Origin of the sequence: Imperialibacter sp. (assembly GCF_040222815.1) — a bacterium.
GTDB lineage: Bacteria > Bacteroidota > Bacteroidia > Cytophagales > Cyclobacteriaceae > Imperialibacter.
Map to the genome: position 1 here is coordinate 19,607 of NZ_JAVKCH010000042.1, position 17,145 is coordinate 36,751.

20 protein-coding genes are annotated in these 17,145 nt (G+C 46.7%); 5 read left to right on the forward strand and 15 right to left on the reverse strand.

Features of this window, described 5'->3' with window-relative positions; genetic code table 11:
• Window positions 1-35: 35 nt before the first annotated feature.
• The 3 genes from RIF36_RS22245 to RIF36_RS22255 form a co-directional block, all read right to left on the reverse strand.
• The gene (locus RIF36_RS22245) at window positions 36-2,936 is read right to left on the reverse strand and encodes a DEAD/DEAH box helicase (protein ID WP_350125193.1); all 2,901 of its coding nucleotides are present in this window, start codon (window positions 2,934-2,936) and stop codon (window positions 36-38) included.
• A 98-nt stretch (window positions 2,937-3,034) separates the two neighbouring features.
• Window positions 3,035-3,580: a TolB family protein gene (locus RIF36_RS22250; RefSeq protein WP_350125186.1), complete on the reverse strand. Its 546-nt coding sequence runs from the start codon at window positions 3,578-3,580 to the stop codon at window positions 3,035-3,037.
• A 66-nt stretch (window positions 3,581-3,646) separates the two neighbouring features.
• Window positions 3,647-3,955 (reverse strand): TolB family protein, encoded by a 309-nt coding sequence (locus tag RIF36_RS22255; RefSeq protein WP_350125183.1) that lies wholly within the window; start codon window positions 3,953-3,955, stop codon window positions 3,647-3,649.
• Between the two features lie 331 nt (window positions 3,956-4,286).
• On the opposite strand from RIF36_RS22255, the gene RIF36_RS22260 reads away from it, so the two are divergent.
• Together RIF36_RS22260 and RIF36_RS22265 are read left to right on the forward strand one after the other, a co-directional pair.
• The gene (locus tag RIF36_RS22260) at window positions 4,287-4,694 is read left to right on the forward strand and encodes an SRPBCC family protein (protein ID WP_350094620.1); all 408 of its coding nucleotides are present in this window, start codon (window positions 4,287-4,289) and stop codon (window positions 4,692-4,694) included.
• Window positions 4,695-5,021 carry an ArsR/SmtB family transcription factor gene (locus tag RIF36_RS22265; protein WP_350076830.1) on the forward strand — a complete coding sequence of 109 codons (327 nt, stop codon included), beginning with the start codon at window positions 4,695-4,697 and terminating at the stop codon, window positions 5,019-5,021.
• 91 nt (window positions 5,022-5,112) lie between these two features.
• On the opposite strand, the gene RIF36_RS22270 is transcribed toward RIF36_RS22265, so the two are convergent.
• Genes RIF36_RS22270 through RIF36_RS22280 form a run of 3 tightly spaced genes read right to left on the reverse strand, consistent with a single transcriptional unit; the run spans window position 5,113 to window position 6,633 of the window.
• The gene (locus RIF36_RS22270; RefSeq protein WP_350125180.1) at window positions 5,113-5,658 is read right to left on the reverse strand and encodes a DinB family protein; all 546 of its coding nucleotides are present in this window, start codon (window positions 5,656-5,658) and stop codon (window positions 5,113-5,115) included.
• 17 nt (window positions 5,659-5,675) lie between these two features.
• Complete coding sequence (locus RIF36_RS22275) at window positions 5,676-6,140, reverse strand: YHS domain-containing (seleno)protein (RefSeq protein WP_350125177.1); 465 nt, start codon at window positions 6,138-6,140, stop codon at window positions 5,676-5,678.
• A 7-nt stretch (window positions 6,141-6,147) separates the two neighbouring features.
• Entirely contained in the window at window positions 6,148-6,633 is a 486-nt protein-coding gene (locus RIF36_RS22280; protein WP_350094629.1) for a DinB family protein, read from the reverse strand.
• A gap of 139 nt (window positions 6,634-6,772) precedes the next feature.
• Between RIF36_RS22280 and RIF36_RS22285 the strand changes: the two genes are divergently transcribed.
• Both RIF36_RS22285 and RIF36_RS22290 read left to right on the forward strand, forming a co-directional pair.
• Entirely contained in the window at window positions 6,773-7,591 is an 819-nt protein-coding gene (locus RIF36_RS22285; RefSeq protein ID WP_350125175.1) for a helix-turn-helix domain-containing protein, read from the forward strand.
• Window positions 7,588-8,004, forward strand: a complete 417-nt coding sequence (locus RIF36_RS22290) for a nuclear transport factor 2 family protein (protein WP_350125172.1) — start codon at window positions 7,588-7,590, stop codon at window positions 8,002-8,004. Before RIF36_RS22285 ends, RIF36_RS22290 begins: the two co-directional genes overlap by 4 nt.
• Window positions 8,005-8,028: 24 nt before the next feature.
• Here RIF36_RS22290 and RIF36_RS22295 read toward each other — a convergent pair whose 3' ends face one another.
• The 8 genes from RIF36_RS22295 to RIF36_RS22330 all read right to left on the reverse strand — a co-directional run bounded on the left by RIF36_RS22295 (window position 8,029) and on the right by RIF36_RS22330 (window position 14,999).
• Window positions 8,029-8,508 (reverse strand): GNAT family N-acetyltransferase, encoded by a 480-nt coding sequence (locus RIF36_RS22295; RefSeq protein ID WP_350125169.1) that lies wholly within the window; start codon window positions 8,506-8,508, stop codon window positions 8,029-8,031.
• 34 nt (window positions 8,509-8,542) lie between these two features.
• Complete coding sequence (locus RIF36_RS22300) at window positions 8,543-8,905, reverse strand: DUF1801 domain-containing protein (protein ID WP_350125166.1); 363 nt, start codon at window positions 8,903-8,905, stop codon at window positions 8,543-8,545.
• A 64-nt stretch (window positions 8,906-8,969) separates the two neighbouring features.
• Window positions 8,970-9,434, reverse strand: a complete 465-nt coding sequence (locus tag RIF36_RS22305) for a hypothetical protein (protein WP_350125163.1) — start codon at window positions 9,432-9,434, stop codon at window positions 8,970-8,972.
• 137 nt (window positions 9,435-9,571) lie between these two features.
• Window positions 9,572-10,036 carry a hypothetical protein gene (locus RIF36_RS22310; protein WP_350125160.1) on the reverse strand — a complete coding sequence of 155 codons (465 nt, stop codon included), beginning with the start codon at window positions 10,034-10,036 and terminating at the stop codon, window positions 9,572-9,574.
• An 85-nt stretch (window positions 10,037-10,121) separates the two neighbouring features.
• Complete coding sequence (locus RIF36_RS22315; RefSeq protein ID WP_350125157.1) at window positions 10,122-12,455, reverse strand: GH92 family glycosyl hydrolase; 2,334 nt, start codon at window positions 12,453-12,455, stop codon at window positions 10,122-10,124.
• Window positions 12,456-12,652: 197 nt separating this feature from the next.
• Entirely contained in the window at window positions 12,653-13,435 is a 783-nt protein-coding gene (locus RIF36_RS22320) for an ABC transporter permease (RefSeq protein WP_350125154.1), read from the reverse strand.
• A 5-nt stretch (window positions 13,436-13,440) separates the two neighbouring features.
• Window positions 13,441-14,340 carry an ABC transporter ATP-binding protein gene (locus RIF36_RS22325; protein WP_350125151.1) on the reverse strand — a complete coding sequence of 300 codons (900 nt, stop codon included), beginning with the start codon at window positions 14,338-14,340 and terminating at the stop codon, window positions 13,441-13,443.
• Window positions 14,337-14,999 carry a TetR/AcrR family transcriptional regulator gene (locus tag RIF36_RS22330; protein WP_350125148.1) on the reverse strand — a complete coding sequence of 221 codons (663 nt, stop codon included), beginning with the start codon at window positions 14,997-14,999 and terminating at the stop codon, window positions 14,337-14,339. Before RIF36_RS22330 ends, RIF36_RS22325 begins: the two co-directional genes overlap by 4 nt.
• A gap of 96 nt (window positions 15,000-15,095) precedes the next feature.
• Here RIF36_RS22330 and RIF36_RS22335 point away from each other — a divergent pair, with 96 nt between their 5' ends.
• Window positions 15,096-15,380: a winged helix-turn-helix transcriptional regulator gene (locus tag RIF36_RS22335; protein WP_350125220.1), complete on the forward strand. Its 285-nt coding sequence runs from the start codon at window positions 15,096-15,098 to the stop codon at window positions 15,378-15,380.
• A gap of 123 nt (window positions 15,381-15,503) precedes the next feature.
• Here RIF36_RS22335 and RIF36_RS22340 read toward each other — a convergent pair whose 3' ends face one another.
• Window positions 15,504-17,105, reverse strand: coding sequence for a PIN-like domain-containing protein (locus RIF36_RS22340; protein ID WP_350125145.1), 1,602 nt, complete (start codon window positions 17,103-17,105; stop codon window positions 15,504-15,506).
• Between the last annotated feature and the right edge of the window lie 40 nt (window positions 17,106-17,145).

Consider the following 17,145-nt stretch of genomic DNA (forward strand, 5'->3'; position numbering starts at 1 on the left):
ATCTGGCTCGCCATTATTTGCAAATCCGCAAAACGCTAGGGGCTTACTAGCTGAATCAAGTCACTCTTAGTGAGGGACATAAGGAAACCATTGCCTTCCTTCACAAGGTCACCTGCCAACTTTGCTTTGGTTTGTTGCAACTGCTGAATTTTCTCTTCCACGGTATTTCTGCAAATCAGCCGAATCGCAATTACCCGTTTGTCCTGCCCAATGCGGTAGCTGCGGTCAATCGCCTGGTTTTCGACTGCCGGGTTCCACCATGGGTCGACCAGAAACACATAATCTGCTTCGGTGAGGTTGAGACCCGTGCCACCTGCTTTCAGGCTGATCAGAAATACCCTTGTATGTACGTCGTTCTGAAACTGGCTGACCACTTCCTCCCGGTTGTTCGTGCTGCCCGTGAGCATGGTGTAGCCAATGTGCTCTTTGGCAAGTTCTTTCTCGATCAGTTTCAGCATCGAAACAAACTGTGAGAACACCAGCACCTTATGGTCGCCGGTGATGTTGCGGAGCTGTTCCATCAAGGTGTCGATTTTGGCTGAGCCATCGCCAGCCTGTTTTTCTTCCCCGAGCAAAAGCGGTGAATCGCAAATTTGACGCAGTTGCGTGATACCTCTAAGAGCGTACATGGGCTTTTTTAACAACTGCTCGTTCTCGGTTGACTCAATCAGATCCCGGAGTTCTTTTTCATGGGCATCGTAGACCTTTCTCTGCTCTGCTTCCATGTCGCAGTAAAGCACCATTTCTGTTTTTTCCGGCAGTTCGGAGGCCACTTCTTTCTTGGTTCTTCTTAAGATGAAAGGGCTGATGCGTCGCTGTAAGTCCAGTATGCTGTGTTTGTGCTGGAACTTGTCGATGGCCATAGCGTAGGTGTTTCGAAAGTAGGTGCGGGAGCCCAGCAGCCCCGGGCAGGCAAACGACAATTGAGCGTACAAATCGAAGCTATGATTTTCGAGTGGCGTGCCGGTAAGAATGACCCTGTTTTTGGCCTTCAGCATGCGGGCGGCCTTGTTGCGTTGCGAAGCAAGGTTCTTGATATTGTGTGACTCATCAAGGAAAGCATAATGAAAGGGGTGCTTTCTCAAGTAAGAAATGTCATTAACCAGTGTGTGGTAGGTGGTAATGACGAGATCATATTCTTTGAACCTGGGAATTGTCCGCAATCGGTGCGGGCCATGGAACGACACGGCCTTCAGGGTAGGGGCAAAGCGCTCGATTTCATTGTGCCAGTTATGAATCACGGAAGTGGGCGCCACCAAAATGTGGGTGGAGGAGCCATGCTTTTCTTTCAAAGCCAGGATGAAAGCAATGATCTGGATGGTTTTCCCCAGCCCCATGTCGTCGGCCAGGCAGCCGCCAAAGTTGAAATCGTCCAGGATATTGAGCCAGGTGAGGCCCTGAAGCTGATAAGGTCGCAGGGTTGCTTTGAGAGCAGTTGAAGGCTTAGCGGGTGTAATCTTGCCAATGCTTGAGAGCTTCTGCCGGTAGCCGCTAACTTCCTGCTGCGTTTCTTCGTCGAGCATAAATCGCTCAAAAAGTTGGTTGACGGACTCAAAATTGATCTTCGGCACCTGCACCACGTCGTCGACAATGGTGCCTGCCGCAAAATAGCTTTCGAACTTTTGCAGCCATTCTTCAGGCATCACCCCCAGTTTGCCGTCGTCCAGCGTTACGTATCGGTTCTTGTTCTTTACAGCCTTGTGTATTTGTTTGAGCGAGGCTTTCTTTCTGCCAAACTTCGCTTCTATCCGGGCATTGAACCAATTGAGCCCGCTGCTGACCTGTATTGAAATGTTGACTGGTTCGGGGTTGACGTCGATCCCTTTTAGCTGGCTGAAACCAAGCACTTCCCAACTTTCCGCTTTCCATTCTTCATAGGCCTTCAGAAACCAGCCGTCTTGTACAAACCTGGTTTTGTGTAGGTAAAAATAGAGTAGGGGATTGTTTACCTGCTCTTTAAAATGCGGATGCTGTCGGATAAGGCGGGAAAGAAACGCCTCTTCCATTTCAGTGTCCCGCTCCAGCATTGCGGGCTCTCCCTTTATATCTTCGATGTAGATTTGTTTGGTGGTAAGCACCGGAATCTCCGTTTTTCCGTACCTCACTACCGGATCAATCACGATATAGTCGCCGAAGTCGGACAGGTAGATCAGCCGGGTGGACTGGCCCTCATCTTCCTTCGTTGCCCTGGCTGTTTCCATGTATTCGTGCACTACCTCAACATGGTTTTCCATTTGCGACAGCACATCCTTTTGAAACCGAACAAACGCCGCATGAGGCAGGCGCAGACCGTCTTGGTATTTCCTGAAGTACGACAGCACTTTTAAGGCGTCAGTTTTTTCTGCCATCAACCATTGCTCGTCAATAGTGACGAACCTATCGAACCTAACAGCCACCCTGGCAGCCGGAGTGAAGGCTCCTTCGATATACACCTCGGCTCTTACGTGGTAGACATCATTTTCCATCGAAATCCTGATCAGTATCCGGACGTCTGCTTCCCTCAAAGTGATTTTCGAGACGGATTTGGCGCTTACCTTTTCAGAAACGGTGGCATCGTGCTGATAAAAGGAGTAGTGGACCGGATTGCTTACAATGGCTCTGATGGCTTCAAGGTCAGTGAGGGTGGGCTCATAAAATGCCTGAAAACGGGCAATGGCGGCATAAAACCTGAGCACCTCTGGATTTTGCGATTGCCACATGCTGTCGAGAGGATTGAGCACAGTGAGCGGATTTTTCAGCTCCCGGTTTTGGGTGAGACCACCCCGCACAAGCTGGGCGCTGAAGAGGTTGTAGTACCGGTGTGAACCCAGGACGACGATGGTTTTGGATCTGCCAGCTTCCCCGGTGCCCGACTGCTCCGCTGACAGGTACTTGTCGAGAGCAACCCCGCCGGGCCTGCTTTCCCCCTTGAAGTCTTCAAAGGGCTTGCTGCTCATTCCAACCTTATTTTCGTCTGGCTTTTTTTCCATGGGATATTGGCGGCACAATATGCCACAACAAGTTGAAAGATGATTAGCCTTTGGCAAAAGTTTGGTCAACTTTTCGGCTTTCTCCAGGATGGCCCTACCTCCCTGCCTGGGGTGTCCGTTAGCTGTCGGCGTTCTTTACTTTCTACGTTTATTATCCAAATATTGTAATTGTTCTCCGATCCTGCAGTGTAGACCAGCCAGTCTCCGCTCGCCGACCAGTCGGGGGAATAGCATTCGATGCTATCCTGTGTAATATTTGTCAGGTTGCTGCCATCTGCATTCATTGTGTAAAGATCCCAAACGCCCTCAGACTGACCATAGAATGCGATACTTGTTCCATCCGGCGAGAATTTTGCGCCTGAATCGTATTCCTCTTTGTTGGTCAGCCTTCGCACATCACTTCCATCACTGTTCATGATGAAAATTTCGCCGTTCGCTGAGTGAGTTGTGTCGTTTTCGCCTCGTAACTGACGGGTAAACAAAATGCTTTTTCCATCAGGCGACCAACTTGGGCTTTCTTCGTAGGCGTCGTTGTGCGTCAGTGGACGTACGTTGGATCCGTCACTGTTCATCAGATAGACATTTCGGCTCAGAGAGTCCCGGTCACTCATAAATACTATCGATTTTCCGTCAGGGGAGAGCGAGGGAAGCACGTCACTGGCAGGGTGATTTGTCAGTCAGCGTACATTGCTTCCGTCTGCATGCATGGCATAGATTTCATTGTTACCCTCACGGTTGGAATAAAAAAGAATCGACTGGCCACCGGGCGACCATTGTGCCGCATAGTCGGTAGCTTCGTTATTTGTCAGGTTGAGGAGACTACTGCCGTCGGATTCTATTGTATAAATTTCCGTATTGCCATCCCTGTTGCTTATGAAAGCAATTGGTTCCGAATCGGGAAGTGAAGAAATTTCAACTTTGTCTCTGTTCGACTTGCCACAAGCCAGGAGAAACAAGAGGAGGATCATCCAATTCACCTTTACCATAGAAGTCAGGTTCAAAAACTTAGTGATACTAATATGAACTTAGGCCTCTTTTAAGCCTATTTTATACACTGCTCAAATTAGTCAAAACCACTCAATGTGTGGCCGATAAGTTTCTTCAAAGCAGTCGTTTACTTTCCGAAACCTGATATTTTAAGCCCAAACATGAGTTTTGATTTAGACATGAACCCCGCTTGCCTCATTCACCTTCGGTGCTCCTCCATATCGCAGATGCAAAAGCAGGTAATTTTTCGTCGCAATGCCTGGGTATACTCGTGCATTTTCAAATATTCCTTCTTACATTGCAACCAATTAGTTGCGTAACTAAACCCTCATGAACGACAGAATTATAAAAACACACCAATTCGCTCACCCGATTGACGAAATATGGAAGGCGATTTCCCTGGCAGATGAAATTTCAGCGTGGTTTATCAAAGCAAAGTTTCGGCCTGAAGTAGGGTATCAATATACCTTCACTCATGAGCAAACTATCATTACTGGCGAAGTGCTCAAAGCCAATCCTGTGTATGAGCTTGTATATACATGGCTAGTTAGCGGCACTGACGTTGAAACGACTGTTAGCTGGACGCTGGAAGAGAATTCACAAGGTACACTACTGACTCTGGAGCACTATGGGATTAGCAAGTATCCGGGAGAAACGGCTATTTTTATGTTCGAGAACTTCAGGGGTGGTTGGAATACCTGTGTCACCAACCTGGATAAATATCTCTCAGAAAAGTAGATGTCAAAAGACAGGATAAACAAAGTATTTAAGGCAGTAGCCGACCCCACCAGACGGGAGATATTCCATGTGCTCATGGTTGCGAGTGCCGCCATGTCGCTTACCCAAATCTCTGAACAGTTCGACATCAGCAGGCAGGGTGTTACCAAGCACATAAAGTTGTTGGAAGAAGCTGGGCTTATCAAGACTTCAGAACAGGGTAGAGAGCGTTTTTGTGAGGCCAATCCGACACCTTTGAAGGAAATTAAAAATTGGATGGCAGTCTACGACAAGTTCTGGGACGATAAGATAACAGCATTGGACAGATACCTAAAGGCAAAAAAATGATTGTTTAAAAGTCGGCTAGGCCAGGCTTCGACGCCAGCGTGAAAGAGGCTCAACCGACAACCAGCAAACTTTCAAACAATCATGGACTCATTTAGAAGGGCCTGAACTGGGCTGGTTCAATGTCGTTTAGCCGCAGGTACACGATCAGTTGCGACCTGTGATGAGTGAAATGATCCCTTATAAGCATACTCGTGGTAAAGTAGTCCTTTACAATAGGTTTGTCCACCGGGCCAAATGTGAACGTCTGATCATACAATAACACATCTGCTTTTTCGAAGAAAGCAATAGTTTGGTCAAATTGCTCTCCCAGTACGGCTAAAAGTGCTGTTTTGCTCGATTTTTCAGCATATTTAGCTGCATTTGCTCCGGCTTCCTGCCTCGATCCTTTTTGCTTGTCGATGAGATAATGATTGAGCAAAAAGTGGTTGGTGCTTATCATGTGTTGCACTTGTTCGCTGAACGATCGAACCGAGTCGACCGGTCTGTAGCCGAAGCTACTTTCCGGCATCAACTCCACCATTTCCAATGTATAGGCCTTCATGCTCTTCATGACACTTGCCATGCTGGCATTAAAGTGCTGGGCCTGGCACCAGGCTGCTACTAAGACCATCGTTGCAATTAGAATTCCTTTTTTCATTTCTTTTTTTTTAAATGTTAATTCCACTGACTGTCGCAAGCGGAGATAATGCCGGCTGGATTCTCCAGAAATGCTTGTTTTACCACTGCATCGGAGAAGATATAAAGCTGGTCATTGTAAAGGGTGTAGACAGTGGGATCAGCAGGGGCTGCAAACCCGGTGCTGACTGCCTTTGTGCAATAACCACCAAACTGGGGAATGTACTTCTCAGGATTGCCCATGAACTCATTCAAATTGGCTTGTGAAGAAAAATACCAGGTTACCTCATGCGCTTCGGTGCTGTAGGTGTGTTCGCCTTTTTCCAGCGCACCTTTGAAATAGGTAGTTACATCATAGCCGCCAAGGGCCACATTGTTCACTTGAAAAACAGGTTTATGCATGCCTAGCGAGATGGGCATGATGCGGTTGTAGGCCATGAAGCTGAGCAGAAGAGCTATCAGGGTACCTATGGTTATAAGAGCGATTGTCATGATCTTTTTCATATGTCTATTAGCTTGATTGAAGGGGTTCCAAACCGATTATTTTGCGGGCGTAGCCAATCTGGCCGAGGTGGTAAGCCTCATGGTACACAAAGAAGGATACAATGTCAGACACTGAGGGCTTGTCTCCGGCAGGCTTGGCATCTAATTCCTCGTCTGAGAGGGAGGCAAGCTTTTTCGTGAGGGTGGCCGTGATAGCAGGAAGCAAACCTGTTACCTTCTCTAAAGGGGGGTATTCCTGCTCATCGATTGCACTCCAGTAACGATTTCCAAAAGGATTCTCGGCTTTTACGCCCAGCATATTGGCCAGCATAAAACGGCAGTGAAGAATGTGGCCCATGAGCCAGTTGATGTGGTTCGATTTGTCGGAAGGTCTGCGCAGGGCCTGCTCTTCAGTCATGCCAAGAAGGGCGTTTTGATAGATTCCTTCCTGAAAGCGGAACATGCTGTTGTAGAGTTCCGCTTTTGTCGCTGTTTGTGTTTTGTGTTCAGTCATCTTACTAAGAGTTAAGTTAAAAATGCAACTATATAGTTGCAAATATAAACGCAACTAATTAGTTGCGCAATAGTTTTCTAAAGAATTTTTCCTAACTTTATGTTACTATAAGGTAACATAAATTAACAACTCGTTTCAAATGACCTCGACACTCCTCGAAAAAGAAACCGAAATCTGGAAAGCCCTGGCTGACCCAGCCCGCAGGCGCCTGATGGATTTGGTGCGGGAGTCGCCAAAGACTACGGGTGAGCTCGTGGAGGAGTTTGAATCTATCGGGCGGTGCGCTGTAATGAAGCATCTTTCTGTTTTGGAGGAAGCAAGGCTTATATTGCCCCGTAAACAAGGCAAATTTCGCTGGAACTTTATCAACGCCATTCCCTTACAGGAGATTTATGAACGCTGGGTTAAAAAGTACGAAGCGCAATGGGCGACTAATTTGCTTCAGTTGCGTGAACTGGCTGAATATAAGGAGCATATTGATGATTTAACTAACGACTTACTAATGAAGGAGCCAACCAAACCTGTCAATATCAGACTAGAGGTACCGATTGATGCCAGCATCAACAACGTGTGGGAATGCCTGGTCAAAGACGTTGGACTCTGGTGGAGAAAGGACTTCTACACCAGCCAAAAAACAAAAGCGTTTATCCTTGAACCCAAAGTGGGAGGGAGGATGTACGAAGACTATGGAAATGATGAGGGGCTGCTTTGGTACACAGTAATTGTGCTTAACGCTCCCCATCATCTGGAGTTGCAGGGGCACCTTACGCCGGATTATGGCGGGCCAGCCATTACGTTCCTCAAGATTACGCTGACGGAAGATGGCGGCAAGACCTCGCTGACTTTGTCGGATACGTTGATGGGTGATGTATCAGCGAAAGCAAAGGGACAAATTACGGAAGGCTGGAAACTGCTTTTCGAGGAGGGATTCAAAAACTATGTAGACAACAAATCATGAAAAGTATTCTATTAAGCATCATCTTGTTTGCAAGCACTTTAGCTGCAACTGCGCAAAATGAAGAACTATTGAGAGTTTTCAATGACCAGGTCGCTGCCTTCAACGAGGGTGACGTTGATCGGCTGACCGCAAATGTCACCGACGACTTTAAGTGGTTCTCCCTCACGGCTGACACGCTTTTGCTCGAGGTGGCTGGAAAAGAGAATTTCAGACAAAGCATGAGGTATTACTTTTCGGCTGGCAGAAAATCAGTCTCGACCATTGAACAATATGCGGTCGACGGCGAAAGAGTCAGCTTCAGGGAAGTGGTGAGCCACAAGAACAAGGCAGGCGAAACAGTCTCCTCTTCTGCCATGGGCATCTATCAGATTCAAAACGGCAAGATCAGCCGGGCATGGTATTTTATTGACTGAGAGGCGCAGGGTGTCGTCCAGAGGTTAGGTCGGGTTCAATTGTTTTGTCATCACTGCCGTCTTATGACTCTTGTAATCCACCAAATCAATTCGCTTCCAACCAAGCCTTTTGTACAGAGACTCAGCCGTGAATGTGTGCAGGTATAATTGTTCGTACCCCCATTTGAGACTTTCGGCCTCGATGCGCTCCAGGAGCTGCCTGCCAAGCCCCTGGTTTCTATAATCTTCCGTGGTGTACAGCAACGACACCCATGGCTTGTAAATTTGCAGGCGGGGATATGCCTCAAGCAGTCCCAGTTGGTTGCTAAGACCTCCTGTGGCTGCGGGCTTGTCGCCGACCAAAAGCAGAAACTGAAAAAGCACGTCGTTATTGCCTGGATGTGTTTCGAGGCGTTTTGTTGTTCTCTCAACAGGAATCTCCCACTCGGCCAAATACCACTCAGCAATCTGCTGAATCAACCCCTGGTCGGTGGCTTGTAGTTGAAGTATTTTCTCTTGATGCATTTTATTGTTCACCCAGCTTTTTTGCAGTCGTCAGTTATTTTTCGTCCCGCATCCTTACCCATTCAATGACTATGTTTTCAAGGTCTTGCTTGCGATGCATGATTTCATCAATAGTCGCAAACTTGGCCACTCGTCCTTCCTTGCCGTCGCCTTCCAGCAGACCGGATTTGTCCCTGATGAATGCCCCTTTGTGAAACATAAGGCTTACGTGCTTTTTAGCATTCATAAAGTAAGAAGCCATATTTCCTTTGTATAGGAATGTGGGACTGTTCCACTTGATAGTTTCCTCTATACCAGGATGTGCGGAGAGAATGATTTCCCTTACTTTTTCGATTTCAGCGGTCATTGGATGGGCCAGTTTGGCCAGGTATTCGTCCACTTGTAAGTTTTTGTTCATAGCCTTCAAAGACTTGGTGCTATCCTAAATTTAGCGAAATAACCTTGTGGGCGAAAACGCCCTCCTAAAATGCGATACCAACGCTCAGATAGCCACCTTCGGGAGCTCCAACACCTGCTCTGAAAAGAAAATTGCCATCCGGTTTCTGGTACCGATAGCCCACATTGAGCGCACCCCAAACCTTGGGATCATGACCGGGCGAAGCAACCGTAAAGCCAATACCAGCTTCGGCGTGGTGATTCCCGGATCCAAATACCAGTGTTGGCATAGCTGCAAGATAGTTCTGCCATTCACTGTCAAATAAGCCTTGATATCTTCCGCCAATTAATCGAATGTAGGGCTTGATGTTTTCTTTTTTGTGATTTAGCATTCGCTCGTAGGCGATGCTGAAAGACGGAATGCCGGGAGATAGGTATACGCCATTTCGCCGCTCATCGGGGCTATCCTGACTGTTTGCCATTAAAGGTAGCAGGGTAAAAAGTAGTGGAACGAGTAGCCACTTGTAAACGATTTTAGATGAAGTTTTCATAGTCCAAAAAAGTTGTAGAATTTAATACTGATATCATATGAACAAGCCATAAACTAAATGTTGCAGCATTTTATCACTTCTATCCCCGGTCTTTGTTTGGATTCTTGACAAAGGTCAGGTTGCAACTCAGTGACTTGCTAAAATGCAACACCGAGGCTAATGTATGCGCCTTCCGGAATGCCACCACCGGCTCTGAATATCAACGCTTCGCCGGGCTTCTGGTAGCGGTAACCCAGGTTGAGCGCAGCCCAAACTTCAGGAGAATTGGCAGGAGAAACCAGTGTAAGTCCTACCCCTGTTTCAAGGTGATTGTTTCCAGTGCCAAATACCCAGGCTGGCATCGCAGCCAGGTAGCCGGTCCATTCCTGATTGATAACGTCGCCAAATTGTCCCGCAATCCCTCTCAAATAAAACCTTCGGTTCTCTTTTTTGTGCGCCAGCTGATGTTCGTAACTAATGCTGAGCGACGGAACACCGACAGTTAGCACAAGTCCATTCCGCATTTCAACAGGTTGATCCTGCCCAAAAGTCAATAAAGGTGCCGAGGCAAAAGATGAAAGTAGTACCAACCACTTCCACCCACTTTTAGATGAGTTTTTCATAGTTAAAAAAATAGATGTGAAAGTTTAAAAAACTTTACATCTGCAAAACTTAGGCCAAAAAATACTGATAGTCAGATGGTTGTGGTTATTGCTCCAGCCCCCATAGCTTGTTGGGGTTTTTGTCAAGTGTCAATTTTAACTCTCCTCCTTGTGAAAATACCTCATGCGGGAAGCTGAATTTTGTCCAGTCTTTGCCGTTCAGAGAAGCTTTTTGAATGTAAATGTTGTCAGCTGAATTGTTTTCTGTGCTGATCGTGAAGGTTTTGCCGGAATAGTATTTCGGATCAAGCTGGATTTCTACTTTATCGAATATCGGCGTCGTAATGTCGTAGGAAGAATTGACCGATGCACCTCCATCCATTTGAAACAGCCCTATGGCCATCAATACGCCGAGTGCCCCCATTTGTCCCTGGTCTTCATCGCCATTATAGCCACCGTAAGGAGTAATGTCTGAGAACGTAATTTCTTTCACTTCCCGCACCCATTTTTGAGAAAGCCAGGGTGCTCCGGCATGGTTGAACAGGTGTGCCATTTGGCAGGAAGGCTGGTTTTCGTAGTCCACCCAGTTTTGGGCATGCTTGCCGTGGTCGGTGATGAATTTCGTAGGTTTTGCTTTGATAAAGCAGCTGTCTACATATTCAACATACTTTTCCTTCCCGCCAAACAGGTCAGCGAGGCCCGCCAGGTCATGTGGCACATAGTTGGTGTAAATGGCAGAATTGCTCTCCACAAAACCGAGGGTGTTGAATCCGTCGCCAATTGGTGTGAAGTTTTCGATCCAGGTTCCATCGATGTTTTTAGGATGAATATAATGAGTTTCCGGATTCCAGAGATTTTTGTAATTGAGCGACCGCTTTGTGAAAAAGTCGTAGTCTTTGCTTTTCCCGAGAGGCAAAGCGAGCTGGGCCAAACACCAATCCTGATAAGCGTATTCCATCGTCATGGCGGCCCCGTCCTTGTGTCCGCCAGGGCCTGGAATGCCTTCAGGCACATAGCCTCGCTCTACGTAATAGTTCATGCCACCGCCTTGAGGGTTGTCACGATGCTCGTAGCCTGCCCGGTCTCTGATGCCACCCGGAAAGGCGTTTTTGTAAAGGCCCTCGTAGGCTTTGGCCATGTCATAGTTTCGGATGCCTTTGTTGTAGGCAGTGGCGAAAAAAGAAACAGCCGGGTCGCCAATCATCACATAAGTATAGTTGCCTCCTGATGGCCCTCGGGGGATCAGCCCTCCATGGCGGTACATCTCCACCATGCTGGCGCAGAACTCATTCATGATTTCGGGGTAGACCATCGACCAGAGCACGTTGAGTGTCCAGTGGCTGCCCCACCACGCATCGAAATTATACTGATTGTGTTTTGGTTTTTTGTCTTCATCCAGCGCCACTTGCCGAACGACTGGCTTCGGTCCGGTCATGTCGCAGTACTTGCCGTCTACATCGCTCACGATGCGGCGACCGAGCAACGAGTGCCACAGGTCGGTGTAGAATTTGATTTTCTGCTTTTCCGTGCCGCCTTCTATTTTGATTTTGCTGAGGTAGCCATTCCATTCACTTTTGGATGCTGACACCACTTGTTCAAAATTCCAGTGAGGGAGTTCGGTATCCATATTGAGCCGGGCCTGCGCCGTGCTGGTGTAGGAGATGGCAACCTTCATTTGTACGGTCTTGTTGAGCTTCCTGTCGAAACGGACAAAAGCGCCCACTTCTTTACCATAAACTTCATTGACGATGCCGGTTTTTAGCACTCCCTTTTCCCATGCACCAAAGGACGTCATCGGCTGATCGAAACGAGCAACAAAGTACACGTAGGTAGGTTTTGGTCGACGGGGGGTCGGTGCCATAATGCTGTAGCCGGCAATCTCATAGTTGCTAATTTTTTCAACCCTGGCGGAATCCATGGCACCGTGACCGAGGAATGCCCCGACATCGAAAATAATGTCCTTATCAACCTTGTCAGGGTAAGTGTATTTATGAAATCCCACCCTGGTAGTGGAGGTGAGCTCAGCTTTGATGCCGTAGTCCTTCAGAAAGACGCTGTGATAGCCGGGTATAGCTTTTTCATCATCATGGCTAAAGGCCGACTTGTAAGCTTCCATACCCAAATGTCCTTTGAATTCGCCCACCGTCGGCATTACCGGTATGCCCGACATTTGCCAGGCGTGGATATGCGAAAAGCATCGAACATACAGGCTGTCATATAAGTAGCCTGAGTTCCAGCTTCCTTTTACCCAGGTGTCAGGACTCAGGTTCACCATCCCAAAAGGTCTTGAAGCAGATGAAAAGAAAAACCACCGTGATTTGTGGGTGTCCACAAACGGGTTGACGTAGTCGATAGGCTCTTTTGTGGTTTGAGAAAACGCTGGTGAAGCACAGGTAAAGAGCAGAGCGACCAGGGAGATTCTAAAGGCGAGTTTAAGCACGCTAAGTATGTTTTGATTCTAAAGAATCCCAATATCGGAAGTTCTGATGAATAGAAGCAATCAATATTCTATGTCGATCACCAGAATAGACTACAAAAGTTTAGTAAACAGTAGAAAGCTGGTAGGCTCTTCGAACGTCCGTAGAAGGGCATAGACTGGCTATTCGGTGAAACTTTTGTAGTCTTTGCTCTACGTTCTCAGCTCTGATCCGCCCGATTCCACCACCAATGGCTGGCCACATAACCCAACACCGCTACCAGGCCCACCAGACCAAAGCTGACGGCATTCAGCGAGGCCTTCATTTCGGCACTTATCCCGCTGTAAAGTCCTGGCACAGACCATGGGAAGTACTGTCCAAGACCTACAGCCCCCACAATCTGCGAGACGATCAGCATGAGTACAACCAGCCCGATAGGAGCGAGGTAGCCTTTTCCCCAAATGCCCATGAAGGATATTGGCGTGCCGAGCAACATCACCAATATGGTGGTGGCAAAATAGGTGGTCAGCCCGGGGGTGATAACACGGATATCGAAGTTATCGAGGCCCAGCAAGGTGCCAACCACTAACCCCAGCAACAGATTGGCCGCTACGAGTGCCAGGCACCACACAGCGTACACGATGAACTTTGCGTTGATGATGTGGCTACGGGAGGCAGGCAGGGCTAGCAGGTCTTTGGCTGTTTTGTTGGAATACTCCCTGCCAAAAAGCCAGCTGGCAACGAATCCGAAAACAACCACGCCACCTACGCCCACCACCTGCGTGAGCAAGCCGACGTATGAGGGCCAGTCGGCAGAGAAGTTCATCAGCTTTGCTTTTTCGCTCAAGGGCGAAGCCCCCATATCGCCTGCATGACCGAGGAGGTAAAGCGAAAGCCCACCCATGACCGGGCCGAGGGCAAAGGCTGCAAAAGTGACCCACACAATGGTGGAGTGCCTGAGTTTTAAAAATTCGGGGGCGATAGCTCTCAGCGAGGGTGTCATATTGATTATTGTTGAATCGTTCTTAAAAAATAGCTTTCGAGGTCTTCTTCGAAGGTGAATAGTTTGGTGAGGCCCACGTGTTCAGCTACCACCATTTCGGCAATGCGGTCGGGCTCGCTCATCCATTGGCGATCCAAAATTTCCACCTCGCTGGCATCGTTTATCCTGAACGGAATCCCGTTTTTCCGAAGCAGGTCAGAGACCCGAACATTGTCTTGCGAATTCAGCACGAGCTTCCTGTCTATTTCATTGTGCAGCTGATTCGCCTCCAGCTCTTTGATCAGTGAGCCCTGATGTATAATGCCGATGGTGTCGGCCACCTTGGCAATTTCACTTAGCAGGTGGCTCGAGATCAGTACGGTGGTGCCTTGTGAACTTAGCTCCCGGAGCAGGTGGCGGATTTCCACAATACCAGCCGGGTCGAGCCCGTTCACAGGCTCGTCAAGGATGAGCAGTTCAGGGTTGTGCATAAGTGCTCTGGCGAGGCCGAGGCGTTGCAGATTGCCCAGGGAAAGGTGGCTGGCATGAACATCTCTGTACTGGTCGAGCTTCAGTCGGGAAATGACCTTGTCGATCACCTGCGTGTCCTTCAGGCCATGGTACCTGTAAAAAATCTGGAGGTTTTCCACCACCGACAAGTCCGGGTAGGCACAGGTCGACTCGATCATGTAGCCTACTTTGTCCCAAACCGATGTGTGGCCAGAAATTTTCTGGCCAAAGAGAGCAACACTGCCCTCCGTAGGATTGATCATGCCCAGGAGCATGCGCATGGTGGTTGTTTTTCCGGCCCCATTAAGGCCAAGGAACCCGTAGATCTTCCCCTGCGGAATCTGCAACGACACCTGGTCGACTACAGTGGCACGTCCGTACCGCTTGGTCAGGTTATTTGTTTCAACGATCATCATTTGTTCTTAAAACCGTTTTTTTGGATCTCTACAAACTGCTGTGCAATGGCGACCAGCTCCTCTTCGGGCAGGTTGTAGAGTTGTTTGTTGTTTTGGATGTTTTGACGGAAGTCCTGCTGGTAGTGCAGCTCCATGAACTCAAAAATCGAAAGCTGCGTCTGAAGCACGTGCCAGGCCAGTATTTTCCGATCAATGTCATTTCGCAGCTGCCCGTTTTCCACATACTGATCCACCAGCTGGTACATAATGTCCAGGGCTTTCTGCTTCCTGATGGCCTGAATATTACCCAGCTCCTCGGTGTTTTTCTCCCGCAGCACATTGTACAGGAAGGCGCTGACCACTCCCTGCGTTTTGTCGAAGTGTACCTTCGCCCGGAAGTGCAGAATAATCAAGTCAAAAAAGTCTTTGGGCGGTTGCTTAATAAACCCCTTGTCGTTTGCCAGCCGTTGCTGAACGGCGTAGTCAAGCAGGTAGAAGTAGAGAGAATGTTTGCTCTCAAAGTAGCGATAGAAGCTGCCTTTGGCCAGGTCCAGCTTTTTGATGATAGTAGAAAGGGAGGCAGACTGGTAATCGTTGAAGGCAAATTCTTCAAGGCAAACCCCGATGATTTCCTGCTGTCTTTCCTGTGGTAAGTTATTGAATGTTTTTAAAGCGACCATGTAGTAGCGACTATATGGTCGCTAACGAGATAGGACTCTTAAGGTTTCGGATACAATGGAAAAAAATAGAGGGACTTTTCGAGCTCAGGGGAAAAGATAGCGAGTGGCATTTTGGCCAACCGATTGGCGAAGCTGGAGGCTTTGGGCATTCTTCACAAGGGCAAACTTCCCGACAACAAAAAGACCGTGATTTATTCGCTCACGCAAAAGGGGATAGAACTGTTGCCCATCATCGTCGACATGATCCTTTGGAGCGACAACAATCTTGGCGATCACGTAGATGATAAAATGCGGGAGCTAGCCAAAAAGATCAGGCTTGACAAGGAGGTCTTTATAAATAACTACACGGCGCATTTGCAGGCTTTGATGGCTGCGCCGTGAGTGGCATTATTTAAAGACTGACGCAGTTAATGTACTACCATCGTTTTGCCAGATGCGCCGCAGCGGTTTGCCTATGCTCAGTATACCGAAGGGCATTCCGTATATTATTTTGTTAGGCATTCGTTATTCTATTGGAAATCCTTCAACCTTTAGTTCTTCTAGCTCTTGTTGGCTAAATCTGTCTAAAATTAGACCCATTAAGTCTGAATCCTTTTTCCTTTTTAGTACCCAAGTATACAAATCTCCCATCTCTTGATCATTTGTTGACCACTTACCTCTTGGATTGTTTTCTGAATCGTATCTGAATTCTTTCCAATCATCAACTCGATCCTTAATTCTTGAGGGAACATCCCAATACCTTTCCTCGTCAAATTTCAATTCCCAAACTTCATTTAATTGTTCGATTGTCTCTTCGTTCAAATCATCTTTTTTGGGAGCGATAATACTGTTAAACCAATTCTGATAATTCACTTTCAAAGGGTCTTCATCGGAGATTAGTTTCCTTATGAATCGTTTTGTGGATGCTTCTGGAGTTCGCCCTCTTAAGTTATAATCAAATCCAAGCTCTTCAATTTCAGCTCGGATTTCAAGTTTTTTACCCTCTTTGTTTCTCTGAGCAATACCCGTTAACCATGTTCCAAGCGATTTTCCTTTAAATTTATATCTATGGTTGGCTCTTACATCTTCATCATTATCTAAAGCATCTTGAAGTAATTCAAGCCATTCTTTATCAATGTTGCCAATGTTGAGATTCTGGATTTCTTCGATAACTTCAGCGGAAACTTCTGTATCCAAGTATTTATTAGACTTAAAAATGAGCCTGTCAATTGTATAAAACCAGATCTTTTGCTTGCTCTTATCTTTGAATTCAAATAATAGCTCGTGTCTTGGAACATCGCTATTTTGACCGTTATCATCTTGCTGCCACCAATCCTCTTTAACATCATTTGTAACGAATATTATTGGTTTCTTCTTATCCTTTGCGTAATCAATTATTTGAAACCATAATAGCAAGTCTCCATACATTTGAAAACCTATTTTTTCTTTTTCATCTTTATATCCTGGTGGTATTTCGTTCTCGTATCTAAATTGCCCCTCTTTAATAAATTCCAGCATTTGTACATACGAGTAGGGCTTGCCATGGTCAAAATATTTATCTAATCTTTCTCTAAAATTGTCGGATGAAGATTTCTCGTCTAATTCTTTTATCTTTTCTTCTATTTGCTTCTCAGTGTCATTGAGGAGGTTTTCATAACCTTGATTTAAAATTTCGATATTGGATTCAAATGCTTTCAAAACATCCTTGAATTCACTAATATATTTTTGACTAATATAAGGGTGTTTGTCATCCTTTATCGTTCTTTCTGCAAGTGTCTTTATCTGGCCATGTATAGATTTTGTATTTTTTCTTATAAGATCAATATCGTTTTGAATTGATTCTAAATATCCTCCGTCTTTTCTGCCGTTACTCTTGGTGAGATTCTGATACTCTCCTTTTGGTTTAGTAATGACTTTTTCTCTGTTCTTTTCAAATTCGTAAATGACTTGTGCAGGAAGCCATAATCGTCCTTTCAGCGTTTCAAAAACCTTGTTAAAATATTCTTCGGAAATTCTTTCACTATATCCATAGAAACTCAATAAAGCTGAGGAGTCAAAGACAATATGGCCTTTTTCAAAAAGCTCCTTTTCCTCTTCTTCTGTGAACCTAAATATTGAGTCTTCCATTTTTTTAATGCCACGCAACACCTGATTATGAACCCGACTC

What these genes read in the sequence shown, in the direction of transcription:
- RIF36_RS22245 (WP_350125193.1), bottom strand. Translation starts at nt 2,936, where the DNA reads ATGAGCAGCAAGCCCTTTGAAGACTTCAAGGGGGAAAGCAGGCCCGGC.
- RIF36_RS22250 (WP_350125186.1), bottom strand. Translation starts at nt 3,580, where the DNA reads ATGAGTGACCGGGACTCTCTGAGCCGAAATGTCTATCTGATGAACAGT.
- RIF36_RS22255 (WP_350125183.1), bottom strand. Translation starts at nt 3,955, where the DNA reads ATGGTAAAGGTGAATTGGATGATCCTCCTCTTGTTTCTCCTGGCTTGT.
- RIF36_RS22260 (WP_350094620.1), top strand. Translation starts at nt 4,287, where the DNA reads ATGAACGACAGAATTATAAAAACACACCAATTCGCTCACCCGATTGAC.
- RIF36_RS22265 (WP_350076830.1), top strand. Translation starts at nt 4,695, where the DNA reads ATGTCAAAAGACAGGATAAACAAAGTATTTAAGGCAGTAGCCGACCCC.
- RIF36_RS22270 (WP_350125180.1), bottom strand. Translation starts at nt 5,658, where the DNA reads ATGAAAAAAGGAATTCTAATTGCAACGATGGTCTTAGTAGCAGCCTGG.
- RIF36_RS22275 (WP_350125177.1), bottom strand. Translation starts at nt 6,140, where the DNA reads ATGAAAAAGATCATGACAATCGCTCTTATAACCATAGGTACCCTGATA.
- RIF36_RS22280 (WP_350094629.1), bottom strand. Translation starts at nt 6,633, where the DNA reads ATGACTGAACACAAAACACAAACAGCGACAAAAGCGGAACTCTACAAC.
- RIF36_RS22285 (WP_350125175.1), top strand. Translation starts at nt 6,773, where the DNA reads ATGACCTCGACACTCCTCGAAAAAGAAACCGAAATCTGGAAAGCCCTG.
- RIF36_RS22290 (WP_350125172.1), top strand. Translation starts at nt 7,588, where the DNA reads ATGAAAAGTATTCTATTAAGCATCATCTTGTTTGCAAGCACTTTAGCT.
- RIF36_RS22295 (WP_350125169.1), bottom strand. Translation starts at nt 8,508, where the DNA reads ATGCATCAAGAGAAAATACTTCAACTACAAGCCACCGACCAGGGGTTG.
- RIF36_RS22300 (WP_350125166.1), bottom strand. Translation starts at nt 8,905, where the DNA reads ATGAACAAAAACTTACAAGTGGACGAATACCTGGCCAAACTGGCCCAT.
- RIF36_RS22305 (WP_350125163.1), bottom strand. Translation starts at nt 9,434, where the DNA reads ATGAAAACTTCATCTAAAATCGTTTACAAGTGGCTACTCGTTCCACTA.
- RIF36_RS22310 (WP_350125160.1), bottom strand. Translation starts at nt 10,036, where the DNA reads ATGAAAAACTCATCTAAAAGTGGGTGGAAGTGGTTGGTACTACTTTCA.
- RIF36_RS22320 (WP_350125154.1), bottom strand. Translation starts at nt 13,435, where the DNA reads ATGACACCCTCGCTGAGAGCTATCGCCCCCGAATTTTTAAAACTCAGG.
- RIF36_RS22325 (WP_350125151.1), bottom strand. Translation starts at nt 14,340, where the DNA reads ATGATGATCGTTGAAACAAATAACCTGACCAAGCGGTACGGACGTGCC.
- RIF36_RS22330 (WP_350125148.1), bottom strand. Translation starts at nt 14,999, where the DNA reads ATGGTCGCTTTAAAAACATTCAATAACTTACCACAGGAAAGACAGCAG.
- RIF36_RS22340 (WP_350125145.1), bottom strand. Translation starts at nt 17,105, where the DNA reads ATGGAAGACTCAATATTTAGGTTCACAGAAGAAGAGGAAAAGGAGCTT.